Origin of the sequence: Candidatus Nitrosopumilus sp., assembly GCF_029882185.1 — an archaeon.
Taxonomy (GTDB): domain Archaea; phylum Thermoproteota; class Nitrososphaeria; order Nitrososphaerales; family Nitrosopumilaceae; genus Nitrosopumilus.
In genome coordinates, this window is record NZ_JAOULD010000028.1 from 1 (window position 1) to 15,329 (window position 15,329).

General features: G+C 32.3%; 19 protein-coding genes. 10 read left to right on the forward strand and 9 right to left on the reverse strand.

The features are described 5' to 3' along the window. From OEW78_RS07580 to OEW78_RS07600, 5 genes are all read left to right on the forward strand, one after another. Positions 1 to 667: 6-hydroxymethylpterin diphosphokinase MptE-like protein (locus OEW78_RS07580; RefSeq protein WP_300326412.1), on the forward strand; the 667-nt coding region annotated here is incomplete at its 5' end. Positions 668 to 702: 35 nt separating this feature from the next. After that, on the forward strand, positions 703 to 1,272 hold the full coding sequence (locus OEW78_RS07585) for a hypothetical protein (RefSeq protein WP_300326414.1): 570 nt from the start codon (positions 703 to 705) through the stop codon (positions 1,270 to 1,272). A 4-nt stretch (positions 1,273 to 1,276) separates the two neighbouring features. Further along, entirely contained in the window at positions 1,277 to 2,800 is a 1,524-nt protein-coding gene (guaA, locus tag OEW78_RS07590) for a glutamine-hydrolyzing GMP synthase (protein ID WP_300326417.1), read from the forward strand. Next, positions 2,800 to 3,165, forward strand: a complete 366-nt coding sequence (locus tag OEW78_RS07595) for a hypothetical protein (protein WP_300326419.1) — start codon at positions 2,800 to 2,802, stop codon at positions 3,163 to 3,165. The genes guaA and OEW78_RS07595 overlap by 1 nt, the downstream gene beginning before the upstream one ends. A 12-nt stretch (positions 3,166 to 3,177) precedes the next feature. Further along, the gene (locus tag OEW78_RS07600) at positions 3,178 to 3,438 is read left to right on the forward strand and encodes a DUF2024 family protein (protein ID WP_300326422.1); all 261 of its coding nucleotides are present in this window, start codon (positions 3,178 to 3,180) and stop codon (positions 3,436 to 3,438) included. On the opposite strand, the gene OEW78_RS07605 is transcribed toward OEW78_RS07600, so the two are convergent. The 3 genes from OEW78_RS07605 to OEW78_RS07615 are packed head-to-tail and all read right to left on the reverse strand — an operon-like array spanning position 3,435 to position 7,725. Next, positions 3,435 to 4,301, reverse strand: coding sequence for an ROK family protein (locus OEW78_RS07605; protein WP_300326424.1), 867 nt, complete (start codon positions 4,299 to 4,301; stop codon positions 3,435 to 3,437). The genes OEW78_RS07600 and OEW78_RS07605 overlap by 4 nt on opposite strands. Before the next feature lie 41 nt (positions 4,302 to 4,342). Then, positions 4,343 to 5,965 (reverse strand): thermosome subunit beta, encoded by a 1,623-nt coding sequence (gene thsB / locus OEW78_RS07610; RefSeq protein ID WP_300326426.1) that lies wholly within the window; start codon positions 5,963 to 5,965, stop codon positions 4,343 to 4,345. Between the two features lie 44 nt (positions 5,966 to 6,009). Further along, entirely contained in the window at positions 6,010 to 7,725 is a 1,716-nt protein-coding gene (locus tag OEW78_RS07615) for an adenine deaminase C-terminal domain-containing protein (RefSeq protein WP_300326458.1), read from the reverse strand. A gap of 118 nt (positions 7,726 to 7,843) precedes the next feature. On the opposite strand from OEW78_RS07615, the gene OEW78_RS07620 reads away from it, so the two are divergent. Together OEW78_RS07620 and OEW78_RS07625 are read left to right on the forward strand one after the other, a co-directional pair. Continuing rightward, positions 7,844 to 8,125: a 50S ribosomal protein L44e gene (locus tag OEW78_RS07620; RefSeq protein WP_014964306.1), complete on the forward strand. Its 282-nt coding sequence runs from the start codon at positions 7,844 to 7,846 to the stop codon at positions 8,123 to 8,125. After that, entirely contained in the window at positions 8,122 to 8,319 is a 198-nt protein-coding gene (locus OEW78_RS07625; RefSeq protein WP_300326428.1) for a 30S ribosomal protein S27e, read from the forward strand. Before OEW78_RS07620 ends, OEW78_RS07625 begins: the two co-directional genes overlap by 4 nt. Here OEW78_RS07625 and OEW78_RS07630 read toward each other — a convergent pair. The 5 genes from OEW78_RS07630 to cobD are packed head-to-tail and all read right to left on the reverse strand — an operon-like array spanning position 8,302 to position 12,481. Further along, positions 8,302 to 8,886: an NTP transferase domain-containing protein gene (locus OEW78_RS07630; RefSeq protein ID WP_300326430.1), complete on the reverse strand. Its 585-nt coding sequence runs from the start codon at positions 8,884 to 8,886 to the stop codon at positions 8,302 to 8,304. The two genes, OEW78_RS07625 and OEW78_RS07630, sit on opposite strands and share 18 nt — an antisense overlap. Further along, the gene (gene cobS, locus OEW78_RS07635; protein ID WP_300326433.1) at positions 8,883 to 9,608 is read right to left on the reverse strand and encodes an adenosylcobinamide-GDP ribazoletransferase; all 726 of its coding nucleotides are present in this window, start codon (positions 9,606 to 9,608) and stop codon (positions 8,883 to 8,885) included. Before cobS ends, OEW78_RS07630 begins: the two co-directional genes overlap by 4 nt. Then, complete coding sequence (locus tag OEW78_RS07640) at positions 9,601 to 10,572, reverse strand: cobalamin biosynthesis protein (RefSeq protein ID WP_300326436.1); 972 nt, start codon at positions 10,570 to 10,572, stop codon at positions 9,601 to 9,603. Before OEW78_RS07640 ends, cobS begins: the two co-directional genes overlap by 8 nt. Further along, complete coding sequence (locus OEW78_RS07645; RefSeq protein ID WP_300326441.1) at positions 10,569 to 11,408, reverse strand: cobyric acid synthase; 840 nt, start codon at positions 11,406 to 11,408, stop codon at positions 10,569 to 10,571. Before OEW78_RS07645 ends, OEW78_RS07640 begins: the two co-directional genes overlap by 4 nt. Next, a complete protein-coding gene (gene cobD / locus OEW78_RS07650) occupies positions 11,405 to 12,481 on the reverse strand; it encodes a threonine-phosphate decarboxylase CobD (protein WP_300326444.1) in 1,077 nt (358 codons plus the stop codon). The genes OEW78_RS07645 and cobD overlap by 4 nt, the downstream gene beginning before the upstream one ends. Before the next feature lie 84 nt (positions 12,482 to 12,565). On the opposite strand from cobD, the gene asd reads away from it, so the two are divergent. The 3 genes from asd (at position 12,566) to cyoE (ending at position 15,113) form a co-directional block, all read left to right on the forward strand. Then, the gene (asd, locus tag OEW78_RS07655) at positions 12,566 to 13,642 is read left to right on the forward strand and encodes an aspartate-semialdehyde dehydrogenase (RefSeq protein ID WP_300326447.1); all 1,077 of its coding nucleotides are present in this window, start codon (positions 12,566 to 12,568) and stop codon (positions 13,640 to 13,642) included. Positions 13,643 to 13,773: 131 nt separating this feature from the next. Next, positions 13,774 to 14,181, forward strand: a complete 408-nt coding sequence (locus tag OEW78_RS07660) for an Lrp/AsnC family transcriptional regulator (RefSeq protein ID WP_300326461.1) — start codon at positions 13,774 to 13,776, stop codon at positions 14,179 to 14,181. A 2-nt stretch (positions 14,182 to 14,183) separates the two neighbouring features. Further along, positions 14,184 to 15,113, forward strand: coding sequence for a heme o synthase (gene cyoE, locus OEW78_RS07665; protein WP_300326452.1), 930 nt, complete (start codon positions 14,184 to 14,186; stop codon positions 15,111 to 15,113). Here cyoE and OEW78_RS07670 read toward each other — a convergent pair. After that, positions 15,108 to 15,317: a hypothetical protein gene (locus OEW78_RS07670; protein ID WP_300326455.1), complete on the reverse strand. Its 210-nt coding sequence runs from the start codon at positions 15,315 to 15,317 to the stop codon at positions 15,108 to 15,110. The genes cyoE and OEW78_RS07670 overlap by 6 nt on opposite strands. Between the last annotated feature and the right edge of the window lie 12 nt (positions 15,318 to 15,329).

The following is a 15,329-nucleotide window of genomic DNA, read 5'->3' on the forward strand; positions in this document are numbered from 1 at the left end:
TAAAAAATCAGCCATTCTTTTAAATTCAATTTTAAAAAAATCCGATATCGATAAAAAAATTAAAAATATGGTAAAAGGAAAAACAGTCTTTGTTATTGGTTCAGGCCCATCATTGTCATTGGCAATTCCAAAATTAAAAAAATATAAAAAAATCGTTAAAATTGCTGCAGACAGTTCAATTAAACCACTTGTAGAAAATGATATCATACCAGATATTATTGTCACAGATTTGGATGGAGATGAAGATACATTAAAAAAAATCGGAAAAACAAATTCCATTTTTGTGGTACATGCACATGGTGATAATAAAGAAAAATTAGGATTTGTAAAAGAATTTAAAAATTGTATTGGAACAACACAATCAACTCCATTTAGTAAAATTCAAAATTTTGGAGGATTTACAGATGGAGATAGAAGTATTTTTTTAGCAAATCATTTTCAAGCAAAAAAAATTGTTTTGTTTGGTATGGATTTTGGAGAACGAATAGGTAAATTTTCAAAAACTAAAAAATCAGAAAGAAGAATTAAGTTAAAGAAATTGAAACGGGGAAAATTTCTTTTGGAGTGGCTATCTTCCTTTACAAAATCAGAATTATTTACTACATCAAAGTCAATTAAAGGATTTAAAAAAATATCATATAAAGAACTGGATATTATAATTACCTAGAATGCATTTAATACCTAAACATCATTAATCAGATTATGAAGTTTTCAGAGGAGCAGGTTAAAGAAATTGTTGCTTTGAAAGAGAGTTTGATCGAGCAAATTGACAAACATCAAGAGAGTATAGAAATGCTTGAAAAAAATATTAATGTTTTAGATTTGTTCTTAAAAGACTCCAGTTTTACAAAAGCTTCTCATCTGGAAATAAGGAAAGAAGCAGAAAGTAAACCAGAGATCATAGAAAAGCCTGTAGAAAATTCAATTCCTATTAAAAGAGTCAATGATGGTAAAATTATTGCCAAGGCATTTGTTACACCAGATCAGGTTTCCATAGTTTTAGATAATGAAATTGCAATTAATGCAGATACGCCACCTTTCAAATCATTCTTTCTAGACAGAATAATTGGAGAGATGAAAAGGAAAGACGTTGTTGAAGCAGAAAGTGGAAAAATCCAAAAAGAATCAGTTATTGATTATATTGTTAACAAAAACGGGGCAAATATTAGAGAAATTATAATTAAAAACTATAGGCAAAAAGAAAGAGTGAACGAGTTAATCAATACAGCAGGGTGGTCATTGACTAGAATGCTAGAAAATGTAAACAAGTGATAATATGGATAAAATTGTAGTTTTAGATTTTGGATCACAGTACAGTCATTTAATCTGTAGAAGAATTAGAGAGTTCTCTGTTTATGCAGAACTAGTTCCTTATGATATTAGTTATGAAGAATTACAAAAGCTTAACCCTACTGGAATAATTTTTTCAGGAGGTCCATCTAGTGTTTATAGTTCAGATGCCCCAATGCCAGAAAACAAAATTTTTGATATGAATTTGCCATTACTTGGAATTTGTTATGGTCATCAGCTGATTGTAAATAAATACGGAGGAAAAGTAAAAAGAGCAAACAAAGAATATGGTTCATCACTACTAACAATTGACAATAACGAAGATCTTCTAAATGGAATTGGGGAATCAGTCAGAGCATGGATGAGTCATGGTGATGAAGCAGAGCAAATTCCAGAGGGGTTCAAAGTGATAGGTCATACCGAAAGTGCAAAAGCAGCTGCAATTGCATCAAAAGAAAAATCAGTTTATGGGATTCAATTCCATCCAGAAGTAGTGCATACAGAACAAGGTACGGAAATTCTAAAAAATTTTGTTTTAAAAGTTTGTGGTACAAGACAAGATTGGACTATGGAAGGCTTTATCGATACGGCTGTTGAAAAAATTTCAAAGATAGATGGAAATGTGCTTTGCGGAGTTAGTGGTGGCATAGATTCGACAGTTGTAGCATTACTAATTCACAAAGCAATAGGTGATAGACTAAAGTGTGTTTTTGTTGATAACGGATTACTGCGATTAAACGAAGAAAAAGAAATTGAGGAAATGTTCAAGGATAATTTCAAAGTTGATTTTACAGCAGTAAATGCAGCAGATGCATTTCTGGGAAAACTCAAAGGAGTTGTAGATCCTGAAAGGAAAAGGAAAATTGTGGGTGAAGAATTCATTCAGGTATTTACTGAATTTGCTAAAGGGAATGGTCCATTCAAATGGTTAGCTCAAGGCACACTGTATCCAGATATTATTGAAAGTGGCGTCTCAAAAGGACCTGCTGCAGTTATCAAATCACATCATAATGTAGGAGGGCTACCAGAATGGTTGAATTTAGAAATTTTAGAACCACTAAAGGACTTGTATAAGGATGAAGTAAGAAAAATCGCCAAAATTCTTGGAGTTCCAGAAAAACTTTTCATGAGACATCCATTTCCAGGCCCAGGTTTGTCAGTAAGGATAATCGGAGAAGTTACTCCAACAAAGCTAGAGATTTGTAAAGTGGCTAGCAAGATAGTTGAGGAAGAATTGATGGAAGCTGGCTTGTATGAAAAAGTATGGCAGGCATATGCAGCAGTTGGTGATGATAGAGCAGTGGGAGTTGTAGGAGATGAACGTCAATATGGAAATATTGTAATGATTAGAGTTGTAGATTCAGTTGATGCAATGACTGCAGATTGGACAAGATTACCACATGGGTTATTAGAAAAAATGAGTAACAGAATAACAAACGAGATTGAAGATGTTACTTGGGTCACTTATACCATATCAAGTAAACCACCAGCAACAATTGAGCCACAGTAGTGATAAAATTGGAATATGAAAAAATGTGTGATCAGATGTTAAATTCTGATAAAAATATCCGATATGTAGGAGTCTATGATTTTGGTGAACTATATGACAAAATTCGTCCTGGATTAAAAAGTCATTTAACAAAAGAAGAAACTGAGATGTCTTTATCTCAGGCGGTTTATCGATGGTCAACACGTAAAAAAACTTCAGATAAAATTGGAAAGCCAATATATGCACTGGCAAAATATGAGAAAGTTTACAGAATAACAATTCCTATTGGTGGTGCAGGTTTAATTTTGATTAGTACTGAATTAGATGCAGATGTAAATACAATAGTAGAAAAAAGTATAACAATTAAAAACCAATATTCTTCATAGTTTGTGATTAAAATGGATTTTCATGTTTTTGATACATATGTAAAAGCAAAAGACGGAAATACAATGCACTTTGATGTTGTCACTGACAATAGTGATGTAGAAAGAGCAATTTCATATGCAAAAGAATGGCTAAAATCAATTGGGGAAGAATCATCTATAGTTACAACAGAAGAATGTAAATTTTGTCACACTCAATCAGTACCAGAAGATATGGAAATTGAAATCATGACAGACGGATATTCAATTTCAAAGATGGAAGGATGTCCAGATTAGAGCATACAGGCACCAAAAACACCTGCAGAATCACCTAATTTATTTTTCAGAATCGGAGTATCCACCAAATCTGAAAAAACTTTACTGTAAACGGATTCTTTTCCTTCAGTGTATAAAAAATCAATATTAGACAAACCGCCACCTAGAACAATTGCGTCAGGATCTAAAATATCAATTACATTTGCAAGGCCAAATCCAAAGTTCTCTAGAAATTCATCTTTCCATTTTTTTCCAATTTCATTATCAATATCAGTAAGAATTTTAGGCAGAGTGGAAGATTTTCCTGTTAATTTCATCCAATGATTTTCAAGTGAAGGGCCACTAATGTAAGTCTCAACACATCCAGTTTTGCCACAATAACACGGATTCCCATTACGATGTAATGTATGATGTCCCCATTCACCTCCAATATTTGTTCTACCAGGATAGAGTTTTTTATCAATTACAATTCCGCCTCCAACACCAGTACCAATAATTACACCAAAAACTAGATCAAAATCAATTGCAGCACCTAATATTGCTTCTGCCATTGTAAAACAATTAGCGTCATTTTCCATAGAGATTTTTTTTCCTAGTTTATTTTCTAAATCTTCTTTGAGTGATTTTCCAATTAGACATTGAGCATTGCTATTTTTTATTAATCCAGTTTGTTTAGAAATAGCTCCAGGCGTACATATTCCTAATGAAAAGTCAGAAATACTTTCTGAAATTTCTAATACTAGAGAAGAAATAGATTTTAAGATTTTTTGATAATCATTTTTGGGGGTTGGAATTCTTTTTCTCTTTACAACATTAAGAGTTTCATCTAATAGAATAGATTCAATTTTGGTTCCACCTAAATCAACACCTAGTTTGTACAACAATGAATATCAAAAAGAAAATGCTTAAGTTTTAACTAAAAGTTTTAGCCCATTGGAGGCATACCGCCACCACCTGGAGCCCCAGATACAGCAATTACATCATCAATTCTAAGAATCATACATGCAGCTTCAGTTGCAGATTTAATAATTTGTTCTTTGACTGCAATTGGTTCTACGACGTTAATTGCCATCATATCTGCAATCTTCAAATGTCTAGCATCAATTCCAGTCCATTTTTGGCCTTGATTTTGTTTGGCTCTTAAATTGGCCATAGTATCAATGGGATCCATTCCTGCATTCTCAGCTATTGTAAGTGGAATTGTTTCTAATGCTTCAGCATATTTTTTAATTGCAAGTTGTTCTCTTCCATCAAAATTATCAGCCCAATCTTTTAGTAATGAAGCTGCAAATGCTTCAGGAGCACCACCACCAGCAACAATTGCTGGTTTTTCAATTACATCTTTAACAACCATCAAGGAATCATGTATTGAACGATCGACTTCATCAATTATCCTTTGAGTTCCACCACGAATTAACATTGTAACTGATTGTGGATGTTTACATCCTTCAATGAAAACCCATTTATCAGATTCAACTTTCTTTTGATGAGCTAAATCTGCAGTACCAAGATCATTTTCTGAGAGATCATCAAGATTACTAATCACACGTCCACCTGTTGCTTTGGAAAGTTTAATCATGTCACTTTCTTTGACACGACGAACTGCCATAATTCCATATTTTGCAAGATAATGTTGTGAAATATCATCAATTCCTTTTTGACAAATTAACACATTAACTCCAACATCATGTAATTTATCAACCATAGACTTTAACATTCTATTTTCTTCCTCTAAGAACATCTGCATTTGTGTTGGATCAGTAATTCTAATTTCTGAACTTAGTTCAGTTTTTTCAATTTCTAATGCTGAATTAAGCAATGCAATTTTTGCTTTTTCAATTCTTGTAGGCATTCCACTATGAACAATTTCTTTATCCAAAACAATTCCTTTGATAATTTGTGTATCATCAATTGAACCACCAGCTTTCTTTTCCACTTTGATATTTTCAAGGTCTACAGAATAATCATCGCCTTTCTTTGTTGCAATGCTAAGAATAGCATCAACTATGATTTTTGAAAGCAATGCGCTATCTTCAGAGATTAATTTTGATTGCATACTGGTTGTAGCAATTTTTAGAAGAGATGCTTTATCATCAGGTTGTATTTTCTTTGCTAAGTCAGAGTAAATTTCAAGAGTTTTATCAGCTGCGGCTTGATATCCATCAATAATTGTTGAAGAATGTACATCTTTGTTAAGAAGGTCTTCTGCTCTTGCTAATAACGCACCTCCAAAAATTACAGAGGAAGTTGTACCATCCCCTACTTCATTATCTACAGTTTTAGAAATTTCAACCATCATTTTGGCTGCAGGATGTTGAACATCAATTTCTTTCAAAATTGTAGCACCATCGTTTGTAATAGTTACATCACCTAAGGAATCAACTAACATTTTATCAAGACCTCTAGGTCCAAGACTACTTCTAACTAACTGAGCAACTAATTTTGCTGCAGCAATATTGTTTTGTTGTGCATCTTTACCTTTTTGCTGTAGTGCACTCTCTTTTAGAACTAATACAGGTCCATTTGGTCCTTGTTGAATTGATGCCATTTAGATTCAGCTTCAATCCGCCAAAACCCCCTTTTTAACATTACTTAGTTGATCGGTGGAATGTAGTTACGTTTTTTCACATCAACAATTCCACCAGAAAGAATTCTGACTGAAGGTAAAGCAAGAAAAGGCAAGAATAATGGAATTAAATGAGGTCTAGAAAATTTAGAACCTGAATCTACTAGAACATTATTGATTTTTTCAAAATTAAAAGAAACTTTTTCAAATGAGTCAGTAGAAATAATTCCTCCAAGTTGTAATGGTAAGGAAGCAAGAATCTTTCCAGATTTAACTACAACCAAACCTCCCTGATTTTTGATTAGATAGTTTGAAGCAATTGCCATATCAGAATCATTTGAACCAATCACGATCATATCATTTTCATGAAAACTCCAAGTCGAAGCAAAAGATCCTACATTTGCTCCAAAATTTTCAAGAAAACCAATTGAATGCCTATTTGTTCCATGAATTCTATCAAAGGCTGCAACTTTCCATATATCAGAATCAAGAGAAGCAGATACATGGCCATCTTTAGAATGAAGTTCAGCAGATCCAATCTTTGTAATTATTTCAGTTTGCATATAGATGGTATTTGCACTAACATCTTTACGCTTTGATTTTATGAGAAAATCATTTTCTGAGAATTTTTTTAGTTTTACCGTTTTTTTAATCCATGAAGGAATAATTTTCTTTTTAATCGAAGTGACAATTTGTCCATCAGACACTACAAGTTTTCCTCCAACAAAGACTTTGTTTGGCTTGAATGATTTTAAGTCATCAAAAATTAGAATGTCTGCTAATTTTCCAGGCGCTATGCCTCCAAGATCTTTTGCCATGTTGTAATAATCAAAATTATTCTTTGATGCCATTGTAATTGCGTCTATAGGCTTGAGGCCAAGTTTGATGGATTCACGAATGCAATGGTCTATGTGTCCAAATTTAGAAAGATCAAGAGGATCAAGGCCGTCAGAACAAAACATTAAACGATTCGTATAGGTTCCATGAGATAAAACTCGTGGAATTATTTCTTTCAAATCACGTCTAATGGAACCTTCTCGAATCATTATCCACATTCCAAGACGCAATCTTTCTAAAACCTGATCAAAGTTAATTGGTTCATGACAAGATAATACACCAGATGAAACATATGCGTTAAGTTTTTTTTCACTTGCACCAGCAGTATGTCCATTTATTATACAATCACATTCAAGCATTAATGAAAGTGATTTCATTGTTTTTGGTTCACGGAGAGTAACTTTAGTCCATGAAAAAACTTCTCCCATTCCAAGAACGTGAGGATGTTTTATTGCAGATTTTTCTTGTGACAGAGTCAATGATTTGCTACTACTAAATTTTCCATCTACAGGTAAGCCACCTGGAACAACTTGAAATATTCGAATTGGAAGATCTTCTCCTAATTTAAGAAATTCTTGAAAACCACGATAACCTGCAACACTGACAATATCAATAGGATCGGAGAATAATGATGTTACACCACAAAGTAAAGCCCTTTTTGCAAATTCGGAAGGTAATACGAATTGATCAATATGTAAGTGAGGATCAGCAAAACCGGGGCCGACATATTTTCCTTTTACATCAATTACAGAAGTTTTTGGACCAACTGTATGTGATGCATTAGGACCGACGTATGCAATTCTTTCTTTAGTTATCGCAATCTGAATTTTTGGAATAATTTCTCGAGTGTATACAGATAACAAATTACAATTTTTTAAAATGAGATCGGCTTTCTTGTCACCCATGGCTACAGAGTTAAGAACAGAGATCGAATTTGCTAGGCTCGAAGTCACGTCTTTGTATTGGATTTTGCGCCTATTATAGATTCAATGCTTAAATTACGGATTAAGAGGTTTTGTTGATATGAACATCCCTAAGGTGATTCGAAAGTATTGTGCAAAATGTAAAACACATACTGAACAAAAAGTCTCCATTTACAAGGCTGGAAAAAGAAGGGGTTCTGCTAGGGGTGAACGTAGACACGCAGAGCGTAAACAGGGATATGGCGGACAAAAATTCCCAAAATTAGCAAAACCGGCCAAAGTCACAAAGAAAGTTACACCACTTATGACATGTACTGTATGTAAAAAGAAATACAATAAAAAAGGCGTTAGAATTAAGAAATTTGAGTTGGTTGCAGCATGAAAAAAGATCACGTTGAAATTCCAAAGCCTTCAAGCAAGTTTCAAAAAGTCAATTGTAATGAATGTGGTGAATTACAAGTAATTTATTCACATGCATCAACCCAAATAGCATGTAATTCTTGTGGCAACACTATTTCAGAACCAACAGGATCAAAAGCCCAAATAAATGGCAAGATCTCAGGCAGCGCTGAGTAAATCATAATCTTGTTTTGAATTTAAATTAAAAGCAATTCTCTTATCATCAATAATGACATAATCCTCATCCAAATTTTTTAGAGAGGAAATCATTTCTGAATTAATCAAAGAAATTCCTGTATAATGACATTTTTTGTCATCAAAAATAATAGAATAGTCAGATTCAAGACCAAGCGAAATTAAAAATTCATTTGTAACAAGAATGCTTGTCCAAGTCTTTTTAGGATCAAATTCGCCTATAATCTTTTGAATAATTTCTTTATCTAATAATGGTAAATCACCAGATGTAACTAAGACATCATCATGAATAGAGGTCAATGCCAAATTAAGATCTTCTACATATCCAATTCCCGGAGTATCAAAAGTTTCAATATTATTTTCTTCTAATAGTTTTTTTGTTTTAGGAGAATTACAACTTGTAACAGCTAATATTTTTGAAAAAGAATTTGAATTTTTTAATGAATCAACTACATGAAGAATCATAGGTTTTTTATATTTTAACAATAATTTTTCACTATCTAAATTCATCCTGGTACCTTTTCCACCGGCCATTATAATGCCAATCATAATGAAACAAATACCATCAATGAAGCTAATCGTGTAAATTCATTAGTTGCTCCAAGTACATCACCAGTAATTCCACCAAAACTACGAGTAGAAAGAGATAAGATGAACATAGTTAATGCAATAGTCACTCCAAGCATTATCAATCCGGTTGTTTCACCAATTATAATAACAGGAATCAACATTATCAAAAATGCTGCTACAATCTTTTTCTTATCCTTCATGAATTCAACAAAGGGGGAATTTGAGCCTAAAGATGCAGATTTACCTAAACTAGCCATCATCACCATTGAAAATTTTGCTAATATCTCACTGATCAAAATTGCCTTAAACAAATCAAATCCACTAGTAAGAGAGATAGTAATGATTAATCCAATAAAATACAAAACAATTGTAACAATTCCTGCAGATCCGATAGAAAGATCTTTCATAGCTTTTAGCTTTTTATCTTTTGTACCTTTTACCATAAGCCCATCTGCAAAATCAGCCAAACCGTCTGTATGATGTATTCCAGTTACAATTGCAATAGATGCAACAACTAGCAAGCTTACTAACAAAGGATCTAAGAAAAATGACAAGCCAAAACCAAATGAACCAATCAACAGTCCAATTGCAATTCCAACAATTGGGAACATGAACATGTATTTTGCAATATTATCTAAAGTAGCATTTGACGATGGAAAGATTGTTAAAAATGAGAAAACAGATCCAATTTCTTTAAGCATGTATCCACCATCCAATTAACGATAAAACGTAAATTATTGGAACGACAACTATTCCAAAGAAAAGTATCGATGTAAGTTTCATAATTGCAATAGCTGAATGCACATGATCTTTTGTCAATGTGATTTCACCCTGACCTAATTTGTAATGATTAATTTTTTCAAATTTTGTTTCTAATGCTCCTGCTAAAGCAGCCATAGGATATCCAGCATTTGGACTTTCAGTCTTTTTCCCATCTCTGATCATTATTTTGTAGGATTCTTTCCAATTATTTTGTAAAATAGCAGCTGAAATAATCATAATTAATCCTGTGAGTCTAGATGGAATATAATTTAAAATACTATCACAAGTTGCCGCAAACCAACCAATATTTCTGAAAATATCAGTCTTGTATCCAATCATAGAATCTGCAGTATTTATCACACGATAAACAAATGCTCCAGGCAATCCAAAAAAAGCATAGTAAAACATAGGTCCTGTAATTCCATCCACTGTATTTTCACTGATACTTTCAAGCACGCCTGAAATAATGTGAGTTTTGTCTAAATTAGTCGTATTTCTCTTTACAATCATCGACAGATTATTTCTAGCCATGTCAAGATTTTTCTCATCAAGAAATTGGATAACAGATTCTGCATGTTTTTGCATTCCATGAATAGCAATTGTACTTTTTAACAATAGTGCACCAATTATCACAGAAATAATTAACGATACATAATCAACAGTAATCAAAGAAATTCCAATATCTAATGTAAAAAGCAATAAAATTACCATGAAAGAAGTTATCATAATAATACAAATTCCTCCAAATTTTTCTAGTGCAGGATTCTCATTTTTTGCAACTAGAGTAAGTTTTGCAAGAAAATATCCAATCCAAGCTGTCGGATGATATTTATTTTTAGGATCTCCAAATTTGAAATCAAGTAAAAGAGCAGTACCGATTACTAATAGGGATTCAACAATCATTGTAACATTTTCTCAATATCTTTTATTGCAATATTTGATTTGATAGTTTTTGCTAATTTATCTAACTCATGATCAATTTTTGAAATATTTTTTTTATTCCATAAAATTTCTTTAGGATTAGCATTGAGAGAATCCTCTTCTGGTAAGTCAAGAGTCATCAAAGGAATTGTTCCCAGAACAGGTTTCTTTGTAATTTTTTTGAGTTTTTGGAATCCTGGTTTTAGAACATCTAGATCTCCTCTAAATTTGTTAAATACAAAACCTTTCACTAATTTTTGATATTTTTTTTCGAGTAGAGTCATTGTTCCAACAAAACTAGCAAAAGCACCGCCCTTATCTATATCTGAAACCAATAATACAGAAGCATTAGCTTTTTGTGCAATTTTCATATTTGCAATATCAAATTTTTGCAGATTTATTTCTGCTGGAGATCCTGCTCCCTCCAAAATAACCAAATCAAAATTTTTTTGTAGTGATTTTAATGATTTTGTAACCATACGAATTCCTTCATGATTAACAAATTTTTCATAATACTCTTTTGCATGCATTTTCTTGTATAATTTTCCATTAAGATACACAATACTATTGTAATTTCCCATGGGCTTGAGCAAAATAGGATTTAGATCAGAAGTGATTTTGCATCTTGCACCAATTGCTTGAATTGCTTGAGCACGAGATATCTCAAATTCAGGCGTAACATATGCAAAATTTGACATATTTTGAGATTTAAACGGAGCAACACTGTAACCTTTATCAGAAAAAATTCTGCACAGTCCTGCTACTAACGTTGTTTTACCAGCTCCAGATGATGTGCCCTGAATCATTAGAGATTTCATTCTGCATTCTCCAATGCTTTTACAAGTTTTAGATTATCTTTATGAGATTTTACAGCAACTCTAATGTAATGATTATTTAATCCTCTAAAATTTTTACAATCACGAACCAAGATATTTTGTTCAAGTAATTTTTTTTGTAATTTTGTTGAGTCTTTTTTTGTTTTTATGAGAAGGAAATTTGTTGATGAATTAATACAAGTAAATCCATTTAATCTGTTAATTTTATTTGTTAAATAATTTAATTCATTTTTGATTACTAAGTTTGATTTAATGAGATGTGATTGAGTTTTAAGAGCGCTGATTGCAGCATCTTGAGCCAAAGAATTAACACTCCATGGAATTTTTATTTTTTGTAAAATTTCAATCATTTGTTTTGATGCTATAGCATAACCAATTCTTATTCCTGGTAGTGCAAAAGATTTTGTTAGTGAACGTAAAACAAAAAGATTGTCATATTTTTTTACATGAGATATTACAGATTCGTTAGAATCTGGAACCATTTCAATAAAACACTCATCTACAAATACAAATGTAGAAAGTTTTTTTGCTTTTTTAATTATTTCAGATAATTGATTTTTAGGTAAAAGTTTTCCTGTAGGATTATTAGGATTACAAATGAATATGCATCCATTTTTTGGAATTTGTGAAATGAATGAATCTAAATTTTCAGATAAATTCATTGTTTTAAAATATGAAATCACACAATTGTTAAGTTTAGCCGCTGTTTCATATTCTTGAAAAGTAGGAACTGGGATCAAGACTTTTGTTTTTTTAGATAAGAATGCAAAACAAAAATTGTAGATTATTTCAATTGCCCCATTTCCAACTAAAATATTTGATTTCTCATACTGAGTGTATTTTTCTAGGCTTGAAATCACGGATGATGAACTAAAATCAGGATAATTTTTAATATTGTCAATATTCTTTTTAAGAATTTTTTTTACTGACGATGGAATTCCAATTGGAGAAATATTTGAACTAAAATCAATTATTTTATGATCGGTTAAAGGAGGCCTTCCTCCATGGATCACAGGTACATGTTTACGAATAGATAATTTTGTTCTTATTTTCACAGTTCCAAATAGAATTAGCAGATATAGTATGTTTTGGTAATATCCAGAAAACGATTATTAGGTGAAAGCAATCAATAACTAACCATGGGCAAGAAAAGAGTCGCAATTATCGGAGTTACAGGTTCTGTTGGTCAGGAATTTGTACAATCATTAAATAATCATCCATGGTTTGAAGTGACCCAAATTGCAGCATCTTCACGTTCTGCAGGAAAAAAATATCTTGATGCAATTAAAGATGCTAGCGGCATAGTTTCATGGGATGTAGGAGGAGAAGTTCCAGAATACATCAAAGAAATGACAGTAAGATCAATTGATGAATTAGATGTATCTCAATTGGATTTAGTATTTTCAGCAGTTGAATCAGAGGCTGCGAGAGACATAGAAACCAAAATGGCAGAAGACTTGCCAGTTATTTCAACAAGTTCAGCTTATAGATATGAAGAAGATGTTCCAATTTTAATTCCAGGAATCAATGACGAGCAAACAGAATTACTTGAAGTGCAAAAAAAGAATAGAAATTGGAAAGGGTGGGTAGCACCATTGCCAAATTGTACCACTACAGGCTTGGCAATAACATTAAAACCACTACTTGAAAAATACGGAGCAAAAAAAGTCATGATGACTTCAATGCAAGCAATTTCAGGAGGTGGAAAATCAGGAGTATCAGCTATGGGTATTACAGATAACATTATTCCATATATCCCAAAAGAAGAAGGAAAAGTAAGATTAGAAACAAGAAAAATTCTAGGTAAACTAAAAGATGGAAAAATTGAAGATGCAGATATTAGAATTAGTTGTACCTGCACTAGAGTACCAGTAATTGACGGACATACAGAATCTGTCTTTGTAGAAACTAGAGATGAAATTGATCCATCTAAAGCAAAAGAAACTTACAATGATTATAACAAAGGCATTTCTGTAGCAGGATTGCCATCAGCTCCAGAAAATTATTATGCATTTCATGAAGATCCTACAAGACCTCAACCAAGAATGGAAAGAAATGTTGGAGATGGAATGACTACAACTATCGGCAGAGTGGAAAAAGAAGAATTATTTGATAATGGTCTAAAATACATGCTATTCTCTCACAATAAGAAAATGGGTTCAGCAAAAGGGGCTGTGCTGTTAGCAGAAATGTTATACAAAAAAGGCAAGATTTAGATAATTTCTTGTAATTTTTACAATAATAACTTTATAAGATCCAGAAAACTAGATCGACTCAGGTGTTTTAGACGTCAAAAGTAGATGACTTAGATTTACAAATTTTATCAGAGTTATCCAATGACGCTTCAATTTCTGTTCCTCGATTATCAAAAAAAATTAATGTTAATTCATCAGTAGTGTATTCAAGAATCAAAAGACTAGTCAAAAGAAAACTGATAGAGCGTTTTACAATTGTTGTTAACGATGAAGAATTAGGATATAATGTGAAAGCATTAACTGGAATCAACATGGATACGAAAAAAAGAGATCACATTATTGAAGAATTATTCAAGATTGATGGGGTTAGAGAAGTAGCAGAAGTGACAGGCAGATTTGACATCCTTGTTACAATGTATTCAAAATCATTGGATCAAATGCATAAAATGGTCTCTGAGAGAATTGGAAGAATTGACGGAATTCAGTCTTCTGAATCATTCATAGAAATGAAGTCACGAATGAAAGCAATGCCATATATGCCATCAAAGGATAGTGACTAATATTGCAAAAACAAAAGTCTGAATCCAGAGTAGCCGTATATTATGAATTAACAAAACCCAAAATTTGGTATTTGTTAGTTTTTACAGCATTTGGTGCAGCATTGACAGCATCTAACATTTATGGAATTGAAATTTCTCCAGCAACATGGATTTTGATGTTATTTTCAGTTGCAGCCGGTTCAGCCGCTGCAAATACTTTGACAAATTATCATGATAGAGACATTGACGCAATAATGGAGAGAACCAAAGACAGACCTTTACCATCAAAAAGAATCTATCCTGCAGTTAAAGCTAGAAATTTTGGATTAGCGTTAGCAGGCATTTCTTTAGTTTTAGCATTTGGAATTTCTTTTACTACCACACTAGAGCAAGGTGCATGGGCAACTGCATTCATCGCATTTGGATTAGTTAACAACATTCTGATTTACTCATATGTTCTAAAAAGAAATTCAAGAACCAACATAATTCTAGGAGGGTTATGTGGTGGTTCACCACCTATGATTGGTTGGGTAGCTGTAAGTATGTCAGATTTATGGACTATGGGTCTTGCAATGGCAGGATTGGTGTTTATTTGGATTCCAATGCATATTTGGGCTCTTACTTTACATTTCAAAGAAGATTATAACAAAGTAAATGTTCCAATGTTAACTGCAGTGCAATCAGAAAAAACTTCTGCAAGAGCTATTGCACTTTCGACCGTTGTAATGGTATTGTTTTCTATTGCTCCATTTTTTATTACAACTCAAAGTGGTGATGAAATGGTAGGAGCGGTATATCTATGGACTGCTATTGCATCAGGAGGGTTAATGGTAGGATTATCAATATGGGTCATAATCAAACCTATGGAAAAAGCTGCATGGACATTGTTTAAATTTTCTAGTCCATATCTAGCAGTATTGTTTATTGCATTAATGGTTGATTCTGCATTATAAAATACTGCCTTTATCATCTAAACTATTAAGTTCTTTAGTTATTTCAGAATGATTTTCTGCCAAGGTTTCTAATTCATTTTTTAATTGATCAGAATTCCAATCAGATGAGATTAACGAAGTTAATTTTGCAACAATTTTCCACTGAAAATTATTTTGATCATCAATTAATTCTAAAAATCGCTTTCCTTTTTCATCATCATTCATAATTTTTTCTCA

What these genes read in the sequence shown, in the direction of transcription:
- OEW78_RS07585 (WP_300326414.1), top strand. Translation starts at nt 703, where the DNA reads ATGAAGTTTTCAGAGGAGCAGGTTAAAGAAATTGTTGCTTTGAAAGAG.
- guaA (WP_300326417.1), top strand. Translation starts at nt 1,277, where the DNA reads ATGGATAAAATTGTAGTTTTAGATTTTGGATCACAGTACAGTCATTTA.
- OEW78_RS07600 (WP_300326422.1), top strand. Translation starts at nt 3,178, where the DNA reads ATGGATTTTCATGTTTTTGATACATATGTAAAAGCAAAAGACGGAAAT.
- thsB (WP_300326426.1), bottom strand. Translation starts at nt 5,965, where the DNA reads ATGGCATCAATTCAACAAGGACCAAATGGACCTGTATTAGTTCTAAAA.
- OEW78_RS07615 (WP_300326458.1), bottom strand. Translation starts at nt 7,725, where the DNA reads ATGGGTGACAAGAAAGCCGATCTCATTTTAAAAAATTGTAATTTGTTA.
- OEW78_RS07620 (WP_014964306.1), top strand. Translation starts at nt 7,844, where the DNA reads ATGAACATCCCTAAGGTGATTCGAAAGTATTGTGCAAAATGTAAAACA.
- OEW78_RS07625 (WP_300326428.1), top strand. Translation starts at nt 8,122, where the DNA reads ATGAAAAAAGATCACGTTGAAATTCCAAAGCCTTCAAGCAAGTTTCAA.
- OEW78_RS07630 (WP_300326430.1), bottom strand. Translation starts at nt 8,886, where the DNA reads ATGATTGGCATTATAATGGCCGGTGGAAAAGGTACCAGGATGAATTTA.
- cobS (WP_300326433.1), bottom strand. Translation starts at nt 9,608, where the DNA reads ATGCTTAAAGAAATTGGATCTGTTTTCTCATTTTTAACAATCTTTCCA.
- OEW78_RS07640 (WP_300326436.1), bottom strand. Translation starts at nt 10,572, where the DNA reads ATGATTGTTGAATCCCTATTAGTAATCGGTACTGCTCTTTTACTTGAT.
- OEW78_RS07645 (WP_300326441.1), bottom strand. Translation starts at nt 11,408, where the DNA reads ATGAAATCTCTAATGATTCAGGGCACATCATCTGGAGCTGGTAAAACA.
- asd (WP_300326447.1), top strand. Translation starts at nt 12,566, where the DNA reads ATGGGCAAGAAAAGAGTCGCAATTATCGGAGTTACAGGTTCTGTTGGT.
- OEW78_RS07670 (WP_300326455.1), bottom strand. Translation starts at nt 15,317, where the DNA reads ATGAATGATGATGAAAAAGGAAAGCGATTTTTAGAATTAATTGATGAT.